Origin of the sequence: Streptomyces capitiformicae, from assembly GCF_002214185.1 — a bacterium.
Taxonomy (GTDB): Bacteria; Actinomycetota; Actinomycetes; order Streptomycetales; family Streptomycetaceae; genus Streptomyces; species Streptomyces capitiformicae.
Genome location: NZ_CP022161.1, coordinates 4,813,585 through 4,834,097, shown reverse-complemented (window position 1 = coordinate 4,834,097; position 20,513 = coordinate 4,813,585). Strand labels below are relative to the sequence as shown.

The following is a 20,513-nucleotide window of genomic DNA, read 5'->3' as shown; positions in this document are numbered from 1 at the left end:
CCGCATCGTCCCGCTACCCCAACGCCGCCACCTTGTCCCGATACCCCCGGACCGGCGCCGCGTCCCGGTACGGCTCCAACCTGCGCTCGAAGTCCCGTACGTACTCCACCGCCCGTACCGACCGCATCTCGGCGGCCTGCCCGGCGGCCTCCGCGCCCAGCTGACAGGCCTGGTCGAGCTCACCGAGGCCCAGGCGGGCGGAGGCGAGGACGACGCGGCAGAAGAGGCGGCTACGGGCGTAGGCGGGCGCCCTCAGTTGCAGGGAGCGCTCGGCGTGCTGGGCGGCCGCGCGGTACTGCTGGAGGTCGCGGTGGCAGTGCCCGAACTCGTCGGCGAGCTGGGCCTCGTCGAAGAACCGCGCCCAGTAGGGGACTTCGTCCCCGGGCCGGGCCGTCTCCAGGGCCCGCTCGGCCCGGACCAGCGCGGCCGTGGAGGCCCGCACCTCCCCGAGCACCGCGTGCCCGCGCGCCTCGACGGCGTGCAGCAGCGACTGCACGACCGGCGGTACGGCCGACCCGACGCCCTGCTGGGCGACGCGCGCGAGCTGCACGGCCTCCCGTCCGTGCCCCAGATAGACCGCCTGACGGCTCATCGTGACCAGCACGTACGCCCCGTACGCCCGGTCCCCCGCCGCCTGCGCCAGCCGCAGCGCCTGCACGAAGTACCGCTGGGCGAGCCCGTGGGCACCGATGTCGTACGAGGTCCAGCCGGCCAGCCGGGTGAGGTCGGCGGCGGCGGCGAACAGCCGCCGGCCGGTCTGTTCGCCGTACGCGCCGCGCAGCATCGGCTCGGCCTCGTGCTCCAGGTAGCGCACCAGGGCCTGGCGGGCGTGGCCGCCGCCGTAGGCGTCGTCGAGGGCGCGGAAGAGTTCACCGACCGAGCGGAGAGCGGCGATGTCCCCGCCGGTGACCTTCTGGCCGGGGCCGCGCTCGCTCTGGCCGCGCTGCCGGGGCAGGGCCGGGCGGCCCTGCGGGGGGACGCGGGTGGCGCCCGGATCACCCCGGCCCACCCGGTCGTCGGCGCGGCCGATCAGCCAGTCCCGGCTCGGCACGACGAGCCCGGCGGGGGTGAAGGCGATCTTCCGCAGCTCGGCATGGCTGCCGGAGTCCTTGCGCCACAGCCCGCTGACGATGTCGATGGCCTCCTCGGGGGTCGCGGCGAACTCCAGCCCCGCGTACACGGGGGCGCAGGCGTCCAGGCCGAGGTCCTGGGCGGTGAGCCTGCGGCCGAGGCGGCGGGTGAACACCTCGGCGATGAGCGCGGGGGTCGTACCCCTGGGCTGCTGACCGCGCAGCCATCGGGTGACCGACGTCTTGTCATATCTGAGATCGAGGCCGTGTTCGAGACCGAGCTGGTCCACACGGCGCGCTAGTCCCGCGTTCGAGAACCCCGCTTCTGCGATGAGGGCGGCGAGCTGGCGGTTGGGGGTGCGCTGCGCGGGTCGTTCCGTCATCTGCGGTGCGGTCTCCTGCCTTCCGGGTGTCGGCGGGGTTTCCCGGATTGCCTGGTGAGAAGCCTTTTGCGGCCTTGTGAACGGCGCGAATGTAGCGGAGAGTAAGCGTCCGATCGCACACTTCCGCGTCCATTCATCCGATCGTGTGAGGATTCGCTGCACGGCTGACGAGAAGGGCCTCCGTCACGCGCCGGTGCTTCCCGTCGTACGCCGGGCGGTCACGGACTACGCCGGGCGGGCACGGGTACGACACCCGGTCGTACGGTCGTACAGTGGCGTGGGCGCGTATGTGCCTGACGCAGCTTGGCTGACACAGTTATCGCGGTACCGCCGCACGGCCGTACCGCCGAGGGAGGCGCTTGCCGTGAGTGGGTTGCGGTTCGTCCGCATGGGGTTCGGCACGGAGGCCGTCGAGTACCGGGAGGCGTGGGACGAGCAGCGCCGGGTGCACGCGGCGCGCTTCGCCGACGACATCGACGACACCGTGCTGCTCCTGGAGCACCCCCCGGTCTACACGGCGGGCCGGCGCACGGCCGACAACGAGCGCCCCCTCGACGGTACGCCCGTCGTGGACGTCGACCGCGGCGGCAAGATCACCTGGCACGGGCCGGGGCAGCTGGTGGGCTATCCGATCCAGAAGCTGCCCCGCCCGGTGGACGTCGTCGCCCACGTACGGCGCCTCGAAGAGGCTCTGATCCGTACGTGCGCGGAGTTCGGCCTGGAAACCACCCGGGTCGAGGGCCGCAGCGGGGTGTGGGTGCTCGGCGACCCGGTCGAGCAGCGGTTGGGCGGGCTCTCTCTGGACCTGGACCCCCGGATGACCGACGAGGAGTTCGACCCCCGGATGAACGGGCCGGAGTACGCGCCCTCCAACGCCGGGCAGCGGCGCGAGGACCGCAAGGTCGCGGCGATCGGTATCCGCGTCGCCAAGGGCGTCACGATGCATGGCTTCGCACTGAACGTGAACCCGGACAACGTGTGGTTCGACCGCATCATCCCCTGCGGCATCCGTGACGCCGGCGTCACGTCCTTGGCGAACGAACTCGGGCGCGACATCACGATCGCCGAGGTCCTCCCGGTGGCCGAGAAGCACTTGCGGGACGTACTGGAGAACGCGGACCTGAAGCCGCGCGAGGTGGAACGGGCGTCGGCGTAGCGGCGGACCTGGTACTGCCCGCGCCCCTGAAAGCAGGGGACGCGCCCGGGTTTTCAGGGGCGCGGGGAACTGCGCGATCAACCACGTACAACCCGCACCCGCCAACCAACCCCCATCCAGCCGAGCTCTGATGCGGGGGCCGAAGGGGCGGCAGCCCCTGGGACGGGACGGGTAGGGGCGGCGGGGGCGAAGGGAATGCCACCCCGATGGTGAAGGTTGCCCACCCAGGGGACCGAGAACCGTACGGGCGTACCCTGGTGTACGCCGAAGAATCGAAGCACAGGGAGCCGATGTGTCCGCAGTCTCACCCGACGGACGCAAGATGCTGCGCCTGGAGGTCCGCAACAGCCAGACCCCCATCGAGCGCAAGCCCGAGTGGATCAAGACCCGGGCGAAAATGGGCCCCGAGTACACGAAGATGCAGAGCCTCGTGAAGAGCGAGGGCCTGCACACGGTCTGCCAGGAGGCGGGCTGTCCGAACATCTACGAGTGCTGGGAAGACCGCGAGGCGACGTTCCTCATCGGCGGCGACCAGTGCACCCGCCGCTGCGACTTCTGCCAGATCGACACCGGCAAGCCCGAGGCGCTGGACCGCGACGAGCCCCGCCGCGTCGGCGAGTCCGTGGTCACCATGGACCTGAACTACGCCACCATCACCGGCGTCGCCCGCGACGACCTCCCCGACGGCGGCGCCTGGCTGTACGCCGAGACCGTACGGCAGATCCACGAGCAGACCGCCGACCGCGAGGCCGGCCAGACCAAGGTCGAGCTCCTCGCCCCCGACTTCAACGCCGTCCCGGAGCTGCTGGAGGAGGTCTTCGCCTCCCGCCCCGAGGTCTTCGCGCACAACGTCGAGACGGTTCCCCGCATCTTCAAGCGCATCCGTCCCGGCTTCCGCTACGAGCGCTCCCTGAAGGTCATCACCGAAGCCCGTGACTACGGCCTGGTCACCAAGTCGAACCTGATCCTCGGCATGGGCGAGACCCGCGAGGAGGTCAGCGAGACACTCCGGCAGCTGCACGACGCCGGCTGCGAGCTGGTCACCATCACCCAGTACCTGCGCCCGAGCGTCCGCCACCACCCAGTGGAGCGCTGGGTCAAGCCGCAGGAGTTCGTCGAACTGAAGCAGGAGGCCGACGAGATCGGCTTCTCCGGCGTGATGTCCGGCCCGCTCGTCCGCTCCTCTTACCGCGCCGGCCGCCTGTACCAGATGGCCGTCGAGAAGCGTGGCACGTACATCGCTTCGCAGGCCGTCTGACCCCTACGCCAAATGGCACGCAGTGCCAGCCAATCGTGTGAACCTGCACACAAGTGGCTACCCGCCAGTAATGGCCGATTGACCGCGGTCCCGACCGTCCTCGCAGATGAGGGCCCTGTCGGGGCCGCGTCGGGGTTTAAGGGGCGCCCATCAAGGTTTCATTGGTGTTTGACCGGTCGGTCACGCCCTGGTAACACCAATCAGTGACCCTGGTTTTACACCCGGTACAGCTCTCACCAGAGCACCACTCCCGAGGGGGGACCTACATCATGCAGGCCGCGCCCGTACGCGCCACCGCCATCCCGTCGTTCACCGATGCACTCCGTGCCGTCGAGTCGCTGCTCATGAGCGGCGGCCAGCGCACCGCCCGTCGCAACGCCTGGACCTCCGTCCTGGAGGACCGCCGCCGCGCCAAGGACCGTGTCGAGGCCGAGCGCGTCCTCGAAGAGGCCGTCTCCGCACGCCTGTCGTAACCCACCGCCTCACCGCTCCACCGCTCCACCGCTCGCGTCACCGCCCGCTCCACCCCGGTACCGCCGCCGCCCGGCGCCGCTCCCCAGCGTTTCGCCGGTCACCGGTCCCCACCGGCACCGCCGTCGTCCTCGCTTTGCCTGGCACGTAGACTTCGTGCCATGGCGAGGAAGGAAACCGCAGCGGACGCTGCGAACCCCGGGCGACTCAAGCAGATCGCCCTCACGTACAAGATGACCCGCAGGGCCGACAAGAAGATCGGTCTTGTACTCGCGGCTATCGGAATCATCACCTTCGGTGTCTTCCTCGCGATCGGTTTCTTGATCGGTCACCCCATCTATCTCGGTATCTTCGGCCTCCTGATCGCGTTCCTCGCGACGGCGATCGTCTTCGGACGCCGGGCCGAGCGTGCCGCGTTCGGGCAGATGGAGGGCCAGCCGGGTGCCGCCGCGGCGGTACTGGACAACGTGGGCCGCGGCTGGACCACCACTCCGGCGGTGGCGATGAACCGCAGCCAGGACGTGGTGCACCGGGCCGTCGGCAAGGCCGGCATCGTCCTGGTCGCCGAGGGCAACCCGAACCGGGTCAAGGGCCTGCTGGCCGCCGAGAAGAAGAAGATGGCCCGGATCGTGGCGGACGTGCCGGTGCACGACCTCGTCGTGGGCACCGGCGAGGGCCAGGTCGAGCTGAAGAAGCTCCGCACGACCATGCTGAAGCTGCCCCGCGTCCTCTCCGGCCCCCAGGTGACCGCCACCAACGACCGGCTGCGTGCCATGGGGGATCTCATGAGCAACATGCCATTGCCAAAGGGTCCTATGCCTAAGGGCATGCGCATGCCGAAGGGCGGCCCGAAGGCCCGCTGATTCCTCCCCTGCTACGACGAAGGGGCGCCCGGAGTGATCCGGGCGCCCCTTCGTCGCACTCCCGAAATCCGCCTCAGATCCTGACCTCGACCGTCCGCGCCAGCCGGTCGTGCAGCCCCCGCCCGTCGCGGTCCCAGACCAGGGCGGGGATCGCGAGGCAGAGGAGGACCGTACGGATGAGGGCGCGCAGGGGGTTCACGGCGCCGGTGTCCTGGGCGACCACGCGGAGGCCGAAGAGGCGCTTACCCGGAGTGAAGCCGACCGTGCCCAGCGTCAGGGCGTGGAGCAGGAAGAAGATGAGCAGGGCCCAGTTACTGGTCGCCTGATCGTAGCCGTCGGTGATCAAACCGTATGCGATCAAGAGGCACAGCCCCCAGTCGACGGCCAGTGCGCCGAGGCGCCGGCCGGGGCGGGCGATGGAGCCCGGCCCCTCCTCCGGCAGACCGAGCTGTTCACCCCGGTATCCGAAGTCGACACCCGCCTCTTCCGCGGCCGCGCGGGGGCCGGAGAGCCACGAACCGATTGCTTGCCTCTTGTCCACCCGACCACGGTACTGCGACCGTTTTGACATATGGACAGGTGGGGGGCGGGGCAGGATGTCCGATTAACTTGAGCGAAACAAATGGGTCACGTACGAGAAACCACGCGTCCCTAGTGTCGAAGGCAGCGTGTGCCACCGCACTGGCCGCACGAACGAACTACCACCCCGGCGGGACGGTCGGGAGTAGGAGGAGCTGGATGTTCCAGAACGCCGACGAGGCCAAGAAGTTCATCGCGGACAAGGACGTCAAGTTCATCGACGTCCGCTTCTGCGACCTGCCGGGTGTGATGCAGCACTTCACAGTGCCGGCTGAGGCCTTCGACCCGGCCGAGGAGCTGGCCTTCGACGGCTCCTCGATCCGCGGCTTCCAGGCCATCCACGAGTCCGACATGGCGCTGCGCGCCGACCTGTCCACCGCGCGTGTCGACCCGTTCCGCAAGGACAAGACGGTCAACATCAACTTCTTCATCCACGACCCGATCACGGGCGAGCAGTACTCCCGTGACCCGCGGAACGTGGCGAAGAAGGCCGAGGCGTACCTGGCCTCCACCGGTATCGCCGACACCGCGTACTTCGGTCCCGAGGCCGAGTTCTACGTCTTCGACAGCGTGCGCTTCGCCACCTCGTCGAACGAGTCCTTCTACCACATCGACTCCGAGGCGGGCGCCTGGAACACCGGTGCGCTGGAGGACAACCGCGGTTACAAGGTCCGCTACAAGGGCGGTTACTTCCCGGTCCCGCCGGTCGACCACTTCGCCGACCTGCGTGCCGAGATCTCCCTGGAGCTGGAGAAGTCCGGCCTGAAGGTCGAGCGTCAGCACCACGAGGTGGGCACCGCCGGCCAGGCCGAGATCAACTACAAGTTCAACACGCTGCTCGCCGCCGCCGACGACCTCCAGCTCTTCAAGTACATCGTGAAGAACGTGGCCTGGCGCAACGGCAAGACCGCGACCTTCATGCCGAAGCCGATCTTCGGTGACAACGGCTCGGGCATGCACGTCCACCAGTCGCTGTGGAGCAACGGCGACCCGCTGTTCTACGACGAGGCCGGTTACGCGGGCCTGTCGGACACCGCCCGCTACTACATCGGCGGCATCCTCAAGCACGCCCCGTCGCTGCTGGCGTTCACCAACCCGACGGTGAACTCGTACCACCGTCTGGTGCCGGGCTTCGAGGCCCCGGTCAACCTGGTGTACTCGCAGCGCAACCGCTCTGCGGCCATGCGTATCCCGATCACGGGTTCGAACCCGAAGGCCAAGCGCGTCGAGTTCCGCGCACCCGACTCCTCCGGCAACCCGTACCTCGCCTTCTCGGCTCTGCTCCTCGCGGGCCTGGACGGCATCAAGAACAAGATCGAGCCGGCCGAGCCGATCGACAAGGACCTCTACGAGCTCGCCCCCGAGGAGCACGCGGGCGTTCCGCAGGTCCCGACCTCCCTCCCGGCCGTCCTCGACTCCCTCGAGCGCGACCACGAGTTCCTGCTCGCCGGTGACGTCTTCACGTCCGACCTGATCGAGACGTGGATCGAGTACAAGCGCGCCAACGAGATCGCTCCGCTCCAGCTGCGTCCGCACCCGCACGAGTTCGAGCTGTACTTCGACGTGTGATCGACGCCTAGGCCGGTAAGCGGTCGCTCTTCCGTCGGCGCCCCCGTTCCTGTTTCTCAGGGCGGGGGCGCCGTCGTATGGTTCCGTGGACTGCTGTTCGAGCAGTGCCATGAATCGCTACGGGGAGATACGGAGATGTCCGAACAGGACGACAGCGAGCGGGAGTTCGACCTCAGGTGGGCCGACAACGCCGAGCACAAGGAGCCCTCCGCGCGGGCCCGGATGCTGGCCGCGCGCTGGAAGGAGAACCCGCCCGCGCCGCAGCCGTTCCGGGCCGATCCCGATCCGGTGGGGCCGCGGCGGTCGTCGTGGGTGTCGACGGTGATCGTGTTCGGGTGCGTGGCGGGCCTGATCGCGCTGATCGGGTACATCAACTATCGGTCGTCGTACTGAGGCCGGACGTGCGGGAAGACGTTCGGAGCGGGGGCGAAGCGGCGCGGAAACTCGCGCAGGGCGTGCCGCTGCGGGACGCGGTCGAGGTCACCGCGCCCGGCGCCTGGCTCGACCTGGACGCGGGTGTCCGTTGCCGGCTCGGTCGGGAGCTGCTGCCCACGCGGGACGAGGTCGAGGGGCGACGCGGGCGGCTCGGCGTCCTTTCGCGTCGTAAGGAGCTCGGCGAGGGTCGGCTCGCGCTCGCCCTGTGCCATCGCGACGGACGGGTCCGCGAGGCGGCGCTGCGGCCGGCCATGGCGTACCCGGATTTGTTGCCGCTGGTGGTCGTCCGTGCCGCCGACTGGGCCGAGCCGGTGCGTGAGCGTGCCCGCACCCTGTTGCGCGAGGCGCTCGACGTGGGCGCCGTCCTCGCCCTGGCGCCGCTGATCCTGCTCGTCGGCCGCCGCGGGCGGGGGGCTTTCGCCGTCGCGCTGCTCGACGAGCTCCTGCGCCGGGCCCCACTGGACCGGCTCGCACCCCTCCTCGCCGACCCCGACCGTGCCGTACGCCGCTTCGGGTACCGGCTCGTCGTCGAGGAGCGGCTCCTCTCCCCCGCCGAGCTGGCCCGCGCCGCCGCCCGCGACGAGGACGCCGTCGTCCAGAACCTGTGCGCGGACGCCGCGCTGGCCGCCGGCGTACCGGAGGGGCCGTACGACGGCGTGCTCGAACCGCTGCTCAGCGCCCGCAATCCCCGCGCCCGCTCCGCCGGGGTCACCGCGCTGCGGCGGGCGCGGCGGCCCGAGCGGGCGGTGGAGTTCCTGGCCGATCGGTCGGCGCTGGTGCGGGCCTGTGCGCGGTATGTCGTACGGCAGTACGGGACCGATCCGCTGCCCGTGCATCGGGCCTGGTGCTCGGCGCCGGACGATCCGGCGCTGCGGCCCGGGGCCGTCGTCGGGCTCGCCGAGTGCGGGGAGCGGGCGGACGCCGAGCTGCTGTGGCCGCTGCTCGCCCACCCGGCGCCCGCGGTGCGCGCCCGGGCGGTGGCGGCCCTGCGGCTGCTGGACGTGTCCGACGTACGGCGGCTGCGACCCCTGCTCGACGATCCCGCGCCCGGGGTCGTACGCGAGGCGACCACCGCCCTGCTGCCGTCGGCGGGCCGGCTGCCCGCCGAGTGGCTGATGGAGCGGCTCGGGGCCGGGCGGGCCCGGCACACGCGCGTGGCCGCCTTCCGGCTGCTGGACGCCTGTGGCGGGGTGGTGCGGCTGCGGGCGGCCGTGGCCGTACTGGACGACCCGGACGACAAGCTGCGGGCGTGGGCCGGGCAGTCCGTGCAGGGCTGGTTCCCGTCGGCGGACGTACGCCACGGGGACCCGGAGGTGGGTGAGCTGCTCGATCGCGGCCGGCATCTGTTCAGCGACTACGTGCTGCGGCAGCGGAAGCGGCTGGCGGGACTCGGCGGCTGATCGGGAGAGGCGCCTGAGCAGGGCGAAGGCAGGCGCACAATGGAAGTCGGGGACCAGCGGCTGCCTGAGTGCGGGGTGGTGCGGATGTCCAACCGGTTCCGCAGTGATCCGCGGCTGACCGTTCGGATGACGGTCACGATGTTTCTGCTCGGGTTGCTGTACGTGCTGTTCGTGGCCGCGCTGGTGGCGCTGCTGAAGTCGTGGGTGCTGGTCGTGGTGATCGCGGCGGGGTTCCTGGCCGCGCAGTTCTGGTTCTCCGATCGGATCGCGCTGTACGCGATGCGCGGGCGGATCGTGGAGCGGGAGGAGTATCCACGGCTGCACGGGGTGGTGGACCGGCTGTGTGCGGTGGCGGATGTGCCGAAGCCTCAGGTCGCGGTGGCGGACATGGAGATGCCGAACGCGTTCGCGACCGGGCGGAACGCCGATCACGCGGTGCTGTGCGTGACGACCGGGCTGCTCGCGCGGCTGGAGCCGGACGAGTTGGAGGGCGTGCTCGCGCACGAGCTGTCGCATGTGGCGCACCGGGATGTCGCCGTGATGACGATCGCCTCGTTCCTCGGGGTGATCGCCGGGCTCGTCGTACGGTTCGCGTTCTACTCGCACATGTTCGGCGGCCGGCGGGACCAGAACACCGCCGTCGTGTTCAGCGCGGTCCTGGGGATCTCGGCGGCCGTGTACGCGCTGAGCTTCCTGCTCATCCGGGTGCTGTCCCGCTACCGCGAGCTGGCCGCCGACCGGGCGGGCGCCCTGCTCACCGGGCGGCCCTCGGCACTCGCCTCCGCGCTGACCAAGGTCACCGGGGACATCGCGCGCATCCCGACCCGGGACCTGCGGACGCAGCAGGCCTTCAACGCGTTCTACTTCACCCCCGCGCTGGGCAGCCGTCCACAGCTGTCGCGGTTCTTCGCCACCCATCCGCCACTGGAGCAGCGGCTGGCACAACTGGGCCGGATCTCCGTGGAGTTGGGCCAGTCGGCCCCGCCCGGATCCGGGAAGGCGGGCTGAGCGGGCATGGGACTCCTGGACGTCATCCTCGGCCGTACGAAGCCCGTCCCGCCCGACCTCGACCGGCTCTTCGCCCTGCCGTCGGCCGCGGTCACCCTGGCGGCGGCCTCCCTCACCCCGACCGGAACGGGCGCCGTGTGCTTCGCCTCTGTCGAGGGCGCAGCCTTCGAGGACGTACGACGGTTCCCGCGCACCGCCACCTCAAATCCCAGCTCCTCGCCCACCGCCCTGACCTGACCGGGCCGTCCGCGGCCCGTACGATCGCCAGGGATCTGGCGGTAATCGCCGGGCAGTGCGCCCTCGTCGGCCGCGTCGCTGCGGTGCGGAATGAGCAGGACCGCCCGCCCGGCCACCTGCGCCTTTGCCGGAACGACAGACTCGGCGTCGGCTTGGACCTGCTCGGCCAGGCAGTTCAACACCCGCTCCGCGATCGCCAGTTCGTCCCGCTCGACCTGGACTTCCTGAAGCTGCTTGGTCAACTGCTCGGCGAGAGCGTCCAGCTCGCTCCGGCGAGCGGTGATCCACTGCCGCTCCTGCATCCCGCAGCCCCCGCGATCTCATAGCGTGCCGACCTGCTGACGGATCGTAGGCGGGGGTCGGTCGCGGGCGCAGCCAAACCCGGCATCCCACCGGAACCAGAACCGCCCGATGATCTACACCATGGTCATCGGCCACCGACCAGCGCGAGTACCCGAGCCGTCACTCACACCAGATCCGTGACCTGCGAATTCACGATGCACACCACTCATAGGGGCATCAACGGCTTCTAATCCTGCTCTCCGAGGGTGCGCTCACAGCTGACGCCCTTGGCCGACCCAGTGAGCTTGGTGAAGCCCCAGGTGAAGACCTGGGACGGCGCGGTGGTGACCAGTTCGGGCACGGTCTTGGCGGGGTGGGTGGCCTCGCCCGACTGCCCGGCCTCGATACATGGTGCGGATCGAGCAGTGGTAGCGGCCCTCGTCCAGCTCGCGGGCTCAGATCTGCGCGGGCGCCGGCTTCGCGTAGCGCGGGCCGTTCACCAGCGTGAGCAGGCTGTACCACTCATCGTCCGACAGCGCGGAGGCGAGCGGCCCGCGGCGTCTTCGGTTTCAGCCAGCGGTGGTGGGTTGCGCGCGATCGGCCGGTGGGCCGACAGCCTGTCACGATACCGACCAGCTCATTCAACTCCTTGAGTAGATCGACGAGGTGGGATTCCAGGAGGTACGACAGTCCGCGCCCTCGGAGAACGGTTCCAAGAGCTTTACCCCATTTCCCAGCACATCCAGCGCGGCGTCCCGCTTCTCCACCTCCTTCTGCAGACGCTCGATCCGCCGCCGCAGCTTCTCGTTTTCAGCCTCGGCCGCCGACCGCTTCGGCCGAGGCCGTCGGCCGCCGGCCGAGGCCGAGGCCGTCGGCCGGCGGTCGGCCGCCGGCCGAGGCCGTCGGCCGCTTCGGCCGGACGCCCGCAGTGCAGCGGTCGGCCAGGGCGCCCAGTCCGCCAGCATCCTGGGCGACCCGCCACTCCTTGACATGGGAGTCGTACAGGCGCTCACGGCGCCCTTCTCGCCCTTGAGCGCAGCGTCGTACTCGGCAAACGACGCCGCGGCTTTGCGGCGGGTCTATACCGGCGGTGTTCTTGCTGGTCATGCGGAACGGCTCTCCTGTCGTGCCACCCTCTCAGGCCAACAAGAAAAAAACCGGGGCACTTAACACTACAATGCCACACCAGGAGAGCAGCGAACCATCGCTCGGATTGACGTCGCTGAGCACGTGCTACGGGCGGCGTCGGTGCCCCGGCCCCGGCGGCGGGAGGCCGGTTGGCCAAGCTCCTCAGAGATGAGGGAGCATGCTCAGCGGACACCGCATGGGCTGGCCACGGGGCATGGAATCCGCACCGAACAGACGCCGACGCCCAAGGGAGCCGTCCACGGAGCCACCAAAAAGAAAGTACTGGCCGTTATGCAGATCGTACAGGGTAAGAAGCTCGGCACCATGTCCGAAGATGAATTCCGGCAGCTGGTACTGGACAGTTCGCGAGTCATCATTGACGTCGGGACGGGCGACGCCCGGACTGCTTACCGAACTGCCAGAGAGAACCCTGGATGGCTCGTCGTGGGCCTGGACCCCGCCTGGCAACGAATGTCGCAGACGAGTGTCCGCAGCCGGCGGAAGGCGGTGAAAGGGGGTGCGTCAAACCTGATCCTTGTGAACGCCTCGATCGAAATGCCTCCCCAGGAACTGATCTCGGTCGCCGACGAACTGCTGGTACTGATGCCCTGGGGGAAACTGCTCCACGGTCTGGTGAGGGGGGACCACGACATCTGGAGCGGACTGCGGGCCGTTGCCAAATCGAACGCGACCCTGACAGCGACGGTCGGCACCAGTATCTGGCGCGAACCAGTGCCCCGCGACATCCAGGGACTTCCGGAGCTGACCCGGCCGTACGTCGAAGAGGTACTCGCCGGCAGAACCTCGCAGTGCGGATGGAAGATCACCCGATTCCAGCTCGTCAAGGGCGAGGAAGGGGCGGCTGTCTCGTCCTCGTGGGCCCGCAGGCTGGAGTCGTCCAGTTCCGAGGTCCTCGCGCACCTCGCGGCCGTCGTGACCGAGCCGGAACAGTGAGCTTCTTCAGCGTTGCCGCTCCAGGGTGAGGGTGGCCTTGGCGATTGACGTCACGCGGTTTGGACTGCATCGGGATCTGTGGAAGATCCGCCAGGACTTCAGGCGCGCGACGCCGCGCTCGACCGGCGCCCGTGCCGCGGCCAGAGCCCGGTTGACGGTCTTCTCGGTGAGGGTGAGTTCCGGCAGGTGCCTGCGTTGATGCCGGTACTCACCCAGGGGCCGCCGCTCTGGTAGGCGAGATCGGCCAGGATGGGGACGCCCTGGCGCTCCCAGATGCGGATGATCCGGTGGGTGCGGGCAGCGGTCAGGTCGTGAGCACGGCCCGGCAGCGCGGGTGAGAGCCGCAGCAACCGGCCGCCCGAATCAGTGACCACCTGCACGTTCGCCCCGTGCCGACGGTGCTTGAGTGGGAGTAGTCGGCCCCGACCGTCGCCGACCCGGTCGCACTCGGCGAGAGTGCCGTCCAGCAGGACGAAGTCCACATCGCCATCGCGCAGGACCTTCAGCAGACCCGGCGCACGTTCGGCGAGCAGGTGGATGACCGCGCTGGTGCAGGCGGGGCGGTGGACTCTCTGATCCCGAACCCGGCAGCGATCTTCGCCAGAGTCGTGTATTCGCGCAGGTACACCAGTGCCACCATCCCGCGCTGAGACGGGCGGAGCTTGCAGCGCCGGTCGCCCTCACGGGTGACGACGAGCATGGTGACCCACTCCACGAGCGCATGGGGCAGGTCGAGTGCGGCAGGGTAGATGACCAACGAAGCTCCCGAGCAGCGTGGTTGAGACGTCAGACATCTCGATCAACAGCCCGGGGGCCTCGTCCGTTGCGCTTCGTGGACCGTCACCTGATCGGTGGCCGGCTCGAAGAAGCTCAGCGATCCGGCGGATGGCCCGGAATCATCCTGTCGGGTACTGTCGGCAGTACTCGTACATCGCCATCGCGCCGGCCGTCGCGACGTTGTAGCTGTGCGGAAATCCCCACACGGGAATCTCAACGCACTCATCCACGCATTCGAGCTCTTCTTCCTTCAGCCCGGTCCGCTCATTTCCCAGGACAATGACTGACTTGCGCGGGAAGCTGAATTCATGCAGGCTTTTCGAATTAGTGGCCTGCTCCAGCGCGACCACCATGTATCCTTCTTCCCGAAATTTCCTCAGCACCGGAGGAAGGGTTCTGCGCAGCTCGATGTCGACGCGCTCGCCACCATCTCGTGCGATCTTCTGATCGACTTTCGCACTGCCGCACGCGATGATCTTCTCCACTCCGCAACACCCGGCTGTACGCACAATGCTCGACAGATTGACGCGACTACGGAACGGTGCGCATGCAATCACGAGCTCACGCTTGCGGAGCAATGAGGACCCCGGTTTGTGGCGAAGGTGTTCGAACATGTCGGACAGTCTACTCGGAGCACCCTTACCCCAACGCCGACTACTGGCCCGCTTGTTAGCATGACCTGTGGAAACAACCTACCCAGCCACGAGCAGGCAAGTGAAGATCCACGCCAGGGGTCACGGGAACGTGCGGGCGATTCACGCCAAGACGCTGGAGATCACCAGCGAGCCGGACATCACGCCACGGGCGACATGTGTCATCGGCGTCGGCGCCGCCTTCGACGACGGGGAGCTGACACTCCTGCGTGGTCCGGTCGCCGTCAGACTGTCGGCTGGCGGGCACACGGTGACCGGATCCGCGGTGGTCAACCCTCAGCACTCGGTGACCGACCGGCTGGTCCTGCGGCGCAGCGACCACGCCACCTCGGACACCTTCGCGGTGCGAAGCACTGTGGTGGCAAGCACGCTCGACCGGGACCTCGTCGCCGCCATGAGTGACCCGGCGAGCCGGCTGACCTTGACGCTCACCGAGACGGGGCCACGTCAGCCGCTCATCCTGGTGGGCTACCGCGACCAGCCCGAACCGTCAGGCCGGCTGGGGCATCTGTGGCGGAACGCGGACGCTTCGGTGGCTCTCGACACCGGTCGCATACCGGACGAGGCGGGAGCGGCCCTGGACCAGGGCGGGATGGTCAAGGTCGTCACCTCCGCCTCGCTGGAACGGATCCCATCAGCGGCCAGCGCCTGGCTGGCCGCGGCGGCCGGGCGCGGAGCCCGGTTCGAGGTGGTCAACGACGCGACCGGGACCACAGCGGTCCTGCTGGCGGCGGGCCTGCCGGCCGCGCCGGTGATCCAGCTCGGCCAGGTCGACCGGCGCATGCTCTCCTCCTCACCGTTCGCCGCGCTGTTGCGGTCGGCGCCGGTCCCCGCCGTGTTCAGGGCCCCCGCCGCCGACCTCGACGTGCTCGCTGGGCTCCTGGGCTCCTCCTCCGACGAGCGTCGGATCGCCGTTCCGTCCGGTCCACCGGACGTCGGCCATGGGGTCACATGGATATCGCTCTCCCAGGCGGTCCGGTCCAGCGGGCGCGACAGCTTGGCCGAGGAGGTGTTCGTGCTGGCGCCCCAACGACTGGCTGCCTGGCACGTCGACCTCCGGCCCCTGCTTCCCCTGCTGGTCGAACAGGGTGTCACCGCCCGGACCCTGAGCACGGTGCTTCGTCCGTTCGGGATCAGCCGGCGTGACGTCTACGACGCCCTCAGCGAATCTCCCGGCAGAGGGGACGCGGAGGCGGGCTCCGCGACCACCTGACCACCAGGACGGGGAGGACTGGCTCAGAGCGAGAGCAGCCGCCCGGCCAGGCGGTGGGCCAGCGCCTGGATGGTCAGGGTCGGATTGATCCCACTCGGGAACGGCATCACGGCGCCGTCGCCGATGTAGACGTTCTCGGCTCCGCGCAGAGCTCCATCGGGGGTACAAACGGAGACCGCCGGGTCCGTCCCCATGCGACAGGTGCCGTGCAGATGAGCGCTGCCGAGGGTGAAATCGAGCGGCTCGTTGTGGATTTCGGTGGCGCCGGCTGCCTTGAGGATCTCCGTCGCTCTTGTCCGCACGTACCGCAGCCGATCGAGATCCACCGGATGAGGGCGGTAGTCCATGACGAGCCGGGGCAGGCCGTGGCGATCGAGCGCGGCCCAGTTCAGGGTCACCCTGTTCGACCATATGGGTTGGTCCGCCAGCAGACACTCGAGTCGCAGCACCCGGCTGTCCGCGGCTCGCACCGGATCGCTGTGGTTGGCCTCGAGAACGAGTCCCCCGAGGCCGGTCGGGCACTCCGGGTCCAGGTAGAAATCGGTGAGCACGACACTGGAGTAGCGCTCTACTCGTCCGTCCGGGTTCCCGGGTGGAGCGGCGTCCAGGTGGCCGGTCACGTTCTGGCTGACCTTGAAACAGAGGCCTCGCCCGACCATGTCCCCACTGTTGCCCAGGCCGTCGGGGGAGTACCGAGAGCGGGAACGTAGCAGCAGAGCCGCAGTCTGCACGGCGTTCCCCGCGACGACGAAGGTCCGGGCGTGGAAGGTGCGCCGAGTGCCGTTGCCGAGGTCCAGGCACTCGACCGCTGTCACCTTGCCCGGTGACGACTCGACGAGCCTGACAGCTTTGCAGCCGACGTGCAGGCGCAGGTTCGGTCGCGTCAGGTTCGGAGCGAGGATGCGCTGGTAGACGTCCCCTTTGGCGCCGATCGGGCAGGAGAAGTCCGTACAGGGTGTGAGGCTCTCGCAAGCCGGCGCTCCGGCGTACGGAACACTGTGGGCGGTGACCGGTGTGGGGAAGGGACACAGGCCGAGGCTACTGGCCGCTGCCTCGAGCAGACGGCCTCGTGGCCCCGGTTGATGCGGCGGCAACGGCCCCGGCGACAGCGGCGGCAGGGCGGGGTCGTCACAGGACCGGGAGACGCCGATCCACCGCTCGACCTGCTCATAGTGCGGCATCAGCTCGGAGTACTCGAAAGGCCACCGGGCCGGCAGGGCGTCCGGCACCAGATGAGGATCGGCGCGGAAGTCGACCGGCCGGAAGCGCATGGAGATCCCCGCGTAGAACCTGGTTCCACCGCCCACCACGCAAGCCGTCCACGGGTAGCCGTGCTCGACCCACGCGCCCTCAACGGTCCTCGCCCGTGCGGTCTCGAAGCCCGGGATCAACTCGTGCAGGTATGTCCCCGGCGCGACGTGGCCGCCTTGTTCGATGACAACGACGTCGGAGCCGGCCGCCGCGAGCCGGCCGGCTACCACCGCGCCCGAGGCGCCACTGCCGATGACGCACACATCGTGGATCCGAGGTGCCACTGACCGGCCTCGCTTTCATTGAACTGACGGATCATCGGGAACGGGCGCCGAACCGCAGGCACCGGCCTCTGCCGACCAGTACCTCTCGACCTTCTGGTCTGCCGGGCTCAGGCTCCGGGCGTACCGGCCGAGCTCTTCCGCCCAGTCCTCCTCCGGCCGGAACAGCATCCGCAGCTGGGAGGCGTAGGCCTCCGTGGCGGCAATTCTCCGGGACCACGCGGTCTCGCCGATGGCCACGTCGACTCCCCCGGGCGCAAGGATCCTGTGCTGACGCAATGCGTAGGGCTGGTCCTCCCACTGCAGGACCGGAATTCCCTGCTCGTGGCCGACCGACACAGCGGCTTCGCGTACCAGGACGTGGTCGACGTGATCGCCGATGGCGCGCGGAGCCAGAATGAGGTCCGGCGACGTCTCGCGCACCGTCTTGGCGACCAGCGCGCGCACATCGGACATCACGTCGTCCTCCGCGGCACGGGGCGCGAACGTCTTGCCCTCGCCGTCGTACAGCCAGTTGCCCCTCGCTTCGCGCCGGTAGATCGCGTCGAGAATGTCACCGTGCACCAGCCGCGCTCGGAGCACCGTGGCCGCGGCCCGGTCCTCGGTCACGCGTACCTGGACTTCGTCGTCTCCAAGGCCGCACGCACGATGGAAAGAACGCGCGAACTCCGAGAACGGCGGCTCCGGGACCTTGGCGAACACCGTGAGCAAGGTGTTGGCGAGGTCTGCGTCGGCTCGGCCGGCGAGCAGCCCGCCCGCAGAGAGCACCGCGTCGTCCCAGTGCGGCGAGACGAACAGGGCCGAGCGCGCCAGCAGCGGAGAGATCATCATGCGGACTCCTGGGAACCGCGTCGGGGGTCCGCGGAACCGGCCGGTTCCACCCGCGCCGGAGCAGGCTCGCCGATCTCCGCGTAAAGCGCACCGAGCTGCCGCGCGACCGCGGTTGCGTCGAACCTGCTGAGAACGTAGTCACGGCCAGCCTTCCCGAATCGTGCCCGGGATTGCGGATCACGTGCCAGCCGGAGTACGGCATCGGCGATGAGCTCGGGCTCCCGTGGCGAGACCAGAAGGCCCGTCTCGCCGTCCCGGATGACCTCCGGCAGTCCGCCCACCCTGGTCGCCACAACGGCCCGGCTCGCGGCGAGCGCTTCCAGGACCGTGCCGCCGAGTTCCTCGTGGCGCGAGGGTATGACGACCACCTGGACCGTCTGCATCAGCGCCGCGACCTCCGGGCGGTCCAGATGGCCCAGGAGCCGGACGCGGTCGCTCAGCCCGCGCCGGGTCAGCTCGGTGCGACAGTGCGGAAGTTCGTTGCCGTCCCCGCACATCACGAACAAGCCCGTGAACGCGCGCCGATTCGACAGCTCGTCGGCGGCGGCGACGAAGTCGTACCATCCTTTCTCGGGAGCGAACCGTCCGCAGTAGAGAACGATCGGGGTATCCGCTTCCCCTGGGGCGCCGGGCGGCTCGTCCGCCTCGGCCGGGGCGGACGGCGGCACGAATTGGCCCAGCCGCACACCGTCCGGCACGACCCGTACCCGAGAGGGGCTGACCAGGCCGCGAGCCACGTACTCCCGGCGGATCCGGTCGGTGAGAACGACCACCACGGTGGCCTTGGCCAGAGCGTACCGCTCCGCGATGCGGGCTGGCCCGATGAGCAGGTGCCCCGCGAACGTCTCCGGATGGAAGGTGACGATCGCGCTGCAGTGGACGGTCAGCATCACGGGCCGTCGGAGAATCCAGCCGGCTGCGAGGGCGACCAGGAACGTCCACGGCAGCTCACTGCAGTGCACGTGGATCAGACTCCACGCCCGGTCCCGCCGTCGCACTCGCTGCACCAGGCACCATGCGACGACCGCCAGGCCCCAGGAGATGAGCAGCCCCATATATCCCTTCGACCTCGTGCGGATCGGTGCGATGGGCAGCCGCAGGAGTCTGGCCTCCGAGTGTCGGCCGAGCCGCAGCCGGCGCGGCTGGCCGGGTCGGCGGGGCAGCAGCACGGTCTGCGGTACTCCCAGGGAGTCCACATCCTCGGTCGTCTGGGTGATCTGGACCTGCATTCCGCCGATCGGCTCGTACTGCAGCTCGCGACGAGTGAGCTCCCGATCGGTGAAGTAGTAGTAGGGCGAGAGCCGCAGGACTCCGGCGGCGGGCCGGAGCTCGTCGCCTGACGCCGGGGCAGCGGCCGCGCCGACGGCGTCCTCGGGCCACGGTACGGGCTCCGGCTCGGGCCGGTCCTGGAAGTTCTGCTCAGCCACTGACTGTTTCCAGTTGGTCGGTGAGCCGCTGGACCTTGGCGAAGGCCTCGGCGATGTCGTCCATGGCACCCTGATCGGCGAGCAGCGCGGAGTGGTGGAACAGCAGGGTCGTCGCGTGGTAAGTCTCGGCCCCGGGGTACGGCCGCTCGACGGCTTGCCGACGCCCGCTCTCGGTCCAGATGCCGGAGAAGCGGGCCTTAGTCTCCGGCCGGAAGAGCACATTGCGGTAGAGCGGATCGTCCGCCGGATAGACAGCTCTGTCGAGCTCCGCCGAGAGCGCCTGCGCGACCTCGGCGACGGAAGCCGACCCGAAGGTCCCCGGCCGGAACCGGACGCCGAACTTGTAGACGGACCGCCGGTCGCACTCGGGGGGTACGGGTATACCGGTGAAGTCACCCAGCTTCGCGAGGCTCGCGAGGAGTCGTTCGGCCATCGCCGCCCGGTGCTCGTGTTGTGCGTCGAGCCGCGGCAGCTGGTCGATGAGGATCGCGGAGTGCAGGTCGGACAAGCAGTAGTTCGCACCGATGACAGTGCCGGACTGGACGATCTCCATCTCTCCCGGTGCCACGTGCACAGGCGCGTAGGTGCGTGAATCGGCGCGCAGTTCCTGAGCCCGGCGGTAGAGCTTCTCGTCCGAGGTGATCACAGCGCCCCCCTCCCCGCCGCTGAGCACCTTGCCCTGCTGGAAGCTGAACGTGCCCAGCGCTCCGAAGGTCCCGACGGGGCGGCCGCGCCACAGAGCGCCGTGTGCCTGCGCGCAGTCCTCGATCAGCCCGATTCCCCGCGCCTCAGTCAGCTGCAGCAGTCCGTCGATGTCGGCGACGGTGCAGGCTAGATGCACGGCGATCACCGCCCTGGTTCGGGGGGAGAGCGCGGCCCGCACGGTGTCCGGCGACAGGCATCCGGTCTCGGGGTCCACGTCGGCGATGACCGGGAGAGCTCCGACTCGCAGTACGGCACTGGCGGTCGCAACCCAGGTGACCGCGGGGACGACGACCTCGTCACCCGGGCCGATGTCCAGCGCCTCCAGAGCGACGACCAGGGCGCTGGACCCGTGATCCACCGCCACGCAGTGGGGCACGCCGTGATAGCGCGCGAACTGCTCGGCGAACGTGCGTTCCAGGGCCGGTCTACCGAGGCGGCTCGGCCAGCTCACCGTCCACCGCGACGACTCGACGGCGTCCAACAGCGCTGCCCTTGTCCCCTCGTCGAACTGTGGCCAGACCGGCCATGCGCCCTGGGCCCGGACGGGCTGGCCGCCCCTTATTGCCAGACGTTCCATCGCAT

The 20,513-nt window shown here is 69.4% G+C and carries 19 protein-coding genes and 2 pseudogenes; 12 read left to right on the top strand and 9 right to left on the bottom strand.

From position 1 onward, the window contains the following. Nucleotides 1-13: 13 nt before the first annotated feature. The gene (locus tag CES90_RS21535; protein ID WP_189781605.1) at nt 14-1,453 is read right to left on the bottom strand and encodes a regulator; all 1,440 of its coding nucleotides are present in this window, start codon (nt 1,451-1,453) and stop codon (nt 14-16) included. Nucleotides 1,454-1,817: 364 nt separating this feature from the next. Here CES90_RS21535 and lipB point away from each other — a divergent pair, with 364 nt between their 5' ends. From lipB to CES90_RS21515, 4 genes are all read left to right on the top strand, one after another. Continuing rightward, nucleotides 1,818-2,609 (top strand): lipoyl(octanoyl) transferase LipB, encoded by a 792-nt coding sequence (lipB, locus tag CES90_RS21530; RefSeq protein WP_189781604.1) that lies wholly within the window; start codon nt 1,818-1,820, stop codon nt 2,607-2,609. Nucleotides 2,610-2,901: 292 nt separating this feature from the next. Then, complete coding sequence (gene lipA / locus CES90_RS21525) at nt 2,902-3,867, top strand: lipoyl synthase (RefSeq protein WP_189781603.1); 966 nt, start codon at nt 2,902-2,904, stop codon at nt 3,865-3,867. A 269-nt stretch (nt 3,868-4,136) separates the two neighbouring features. Beyond that, a complete protein-coding gene (locus CES90_RS21520; protein ID WP_189781602.1) occupies nt 4,137-4,340 on the top strand; it encodes an SCO2195 family GlnR-regulated protein in 204 nt (67 codons plus the stop codon). A gap of 159 nt (nt 4,341-4,499) precedes the next feature. Next, nucleotides 4,500-5,201 (top strand): DUF4191 domain-containing protein, encoded by a 702-nt coding sequence (locus CES90_RS21515; protein ID WP_189781601.1) that lies wholly within the window; start codon nt 4,500-4,502, stop codon nt 5,199-5,201. Between the two features lie 73 nt (nt 5,202-5,274). Here the strand turns inward: CES90_RS21515 and CES90_RS21510 are convergent, their stop codons facing one another. Beyond that, nucleotides 5,275-5,742: an RDD family protein gene (locus tag CES90_RS21510; protein WP_189781600.1), complete on the bottom strand. Its 468-nt coding sequence runs from the start codon at nt 5,740-5,742 to the stop codon at nt 5,275-5,277. A 197-nt stretch (nt 5,743-5,939) separates the two neighbouring features. Between CES90_RS21510 and glnA the strand changes: the two genes are divergently transcribed. From glnA to CES90_RS21480, 6 genes and pseudogenes are all read left to right on the top strand, one after another. Continuing rightward, nucleotides 5,940-7,349 carry a type I glutamate--ammonia ligase gene (gene glnA, locus CES90_RS21505; protein WP_189781599.1) on the top strand — a complete coding sequence of 470 codons (1,410 nt, stop codon included), beginning with the start codon at nt 5,940-5,942 and terminating at the stop codon, nt 7,347-7,349. 135 nt (nt 7,350-7,484) lie between these two features. After that, nucleotides 7,485-7,742, top strand: coding sequence for an SCO2583/SCO2584 N-terminal domain-containing protein (locus CES90_RS21500; protein WP_189781598.1), 258 nt, complete (start codon nt 7,485-7,487; stop codon nt 7,740-7,742). A gap of 8 nt (nt 7,743-7,750) precedes the next feature. Continuing rightward, on the top strand, nt 7,751-9,184 hold the full coding sequence (locus CES90_RS21495; RefSeq protein ID WP_189781597.1) for a hypothetical protein: 1,434 nt from the start codon (nt 7,751-7,753) through the stop codon (nt 9,182-9,184). A gap of 84 nt (nt 9,185-9,268) precedes the next feature. Continuing rightward, nucleotides 9,269-10,192 carry a zinc metalloprotease HtpX gene (gene htpX / locus CES90_RS21490; RefSeq protein ID WP_189781596.1) on the top strand — a complete coding sequence of 308 codons (924 nt, stop codon included), beginning with the start codon at nt 9,269-9,271 and terminating at the stop codon, nt 10,190-10,192. 6 nt (nt 10,193-10,198) lie between these two features. After that, a pseudogene (gene pspAB, locus CES90_RS21485) lies at nt 10,199-10,375 on the top strand (PspA-associated protein PspAB); the annotation flags it as partial. A 137-nt stretch (nt 10,376-10,512) separates the two neighbouring features. Further along, complete coding sequence (locus CES90_RS21480) at nt 10,513-10,755, top strand: hypothetical protein (RefSeq protein WP_189781595.1); 243 nt, start codon at nt 10,513-10,515, stop codon at nt 10,753-10,755. Between the two features lie 766 nt (nt 10,756-11,521). Here the strand turns inward: CES90_RS21480 and CES90_RS21475 are convergent. Continuing rightward, nucleotides 11,522-11,818, bottom strand: coding sequence for a hypothetical protein (locus CES90_RS21475; protein WP_189781594.1), 297 nt, complete (start codon nt 11,816-11,818; stop codon nt 11,522-11,524). A gap of 189 nt (nt 11,819-12,007) precedes the next feature. Between CES90_RS21475 and CES90_RS21470 the strand changes: the two genes are divergently transcribed. Beyond that, nucleotides 12,008-12,793 carry a class I SAM-dependent methyltransferase gene (locus CES90_RS21470; RefSeq protein WP_229913674.1) on the top strand — a complete coding sequence of 262 codons (786 nt, stop codon included), beginning with the start codon at nt 12,008-12,010 and terminating at the stop codon, nt 12,791-12,793. A gap of 6 nt (nt 12,794-12,799) precedes the next feature. Here CES90_RS21470 and CES90_RS21465 read toward each other — a convergent pair. Both CES90_RS21465 and CES90_RS21460 read right to left on the bottom strand, forming a co-directional pair. Beyond that, nucleotides 12,800-13,550 (bottom strand): annotated as a pseudogene (locus CES90_RS21465) (transposase family protein). A gap of 139 nt (nt 13,551-13,689) precedes the next feature. Further along, nucleotides 13,690-14,184: a TrmH family RNA methyltransferase gene (locus CES90_RS21460; protein ID WP_189781593.1), complete on the bottom strand. Its 495-nt coding sequence runs from the start codon at nt 14,182-14,184 to the stop codon at nt 13,690-13,692. A 67-nt stretch (nt 14,185-14,251) separates the two neighbouring features. Here CES90_RS21460 and CES90_RS21455 point away from each other — a divergent pair, with 67 nt between their 5' ends. Continuing rightward, on the top strand, nt 14,252-15,436 hold the full coding sequence (locus CES90_RS21455; RefSeq protein WP_308437839.1) for a DUF371 domain-containing protein: 1,185 nt from the start codon (nt 14,252-14,254) through the stop codon (nt 15,434-15,436). A 23-nt stretch (nt 15,437-15,459) separates the two neighbouring features. Here CES90_RS21455 and CES90_RS21450 read toward each other — a convergent pair whose 3' ends face one another. From CES90_RS21450 to CES90_RS21435, 4 genes are read right to left on the bottom strand one after another with little or no spacing between them, the layout of a single operon-like run. Further along, entirely contained in the window at nt 15,460-16,971 is a 1,512-nt protein-coding gene (locus tag CES90_RS21450) for a GMC oxidoreductase (RefSeq protein ID WP_189781591.1), read from the bottom strand. Nucleotides 16,972-16,986: 15 nt separating this feature from the next. Then, nucleotides 16,987-17,799: a PIG-L deacetylase family protein gene (locus CES90_RS21445; protein WP_189781590.1), complete on the bottom strand. Its 813-nt coding sequence runs from the start codon at nt 17,797-17,799 to the stop codon at nt 16,987-16,989. Continuing rightward, a complete protein-coding gene (locus tag CES90_RS21440) occupies nt 17,796-19,226 on the bottom strand; it encodes a glycosyltransferase family 4 protein (protein WP_189781589.1) in 1,431 nt (476 codons plus the stop codon). Before CES90_RS21440 ends, CES90_RS21445 begins: the two co-directional genes overlap by 4 nt. Then, on the bottom strand, nt 19,219-20,508 hold the full coding sequence (locus CES90_RS21435; protein WP_189781588.1) for a DegT/DnrJ/EryC1/StrS family aminotransferase: 1,290 nt from the start codon (nt 20,506-20,508) through the stop codon (nt 19,219-19,221). The genes CES90_RS21440 and CES90_RS21435 overlap by 8 nt, the downstream gene beginning before the upstream one ends. Nucleotides 20,509-20,513 lie beyond the last annotated feature (5 nt).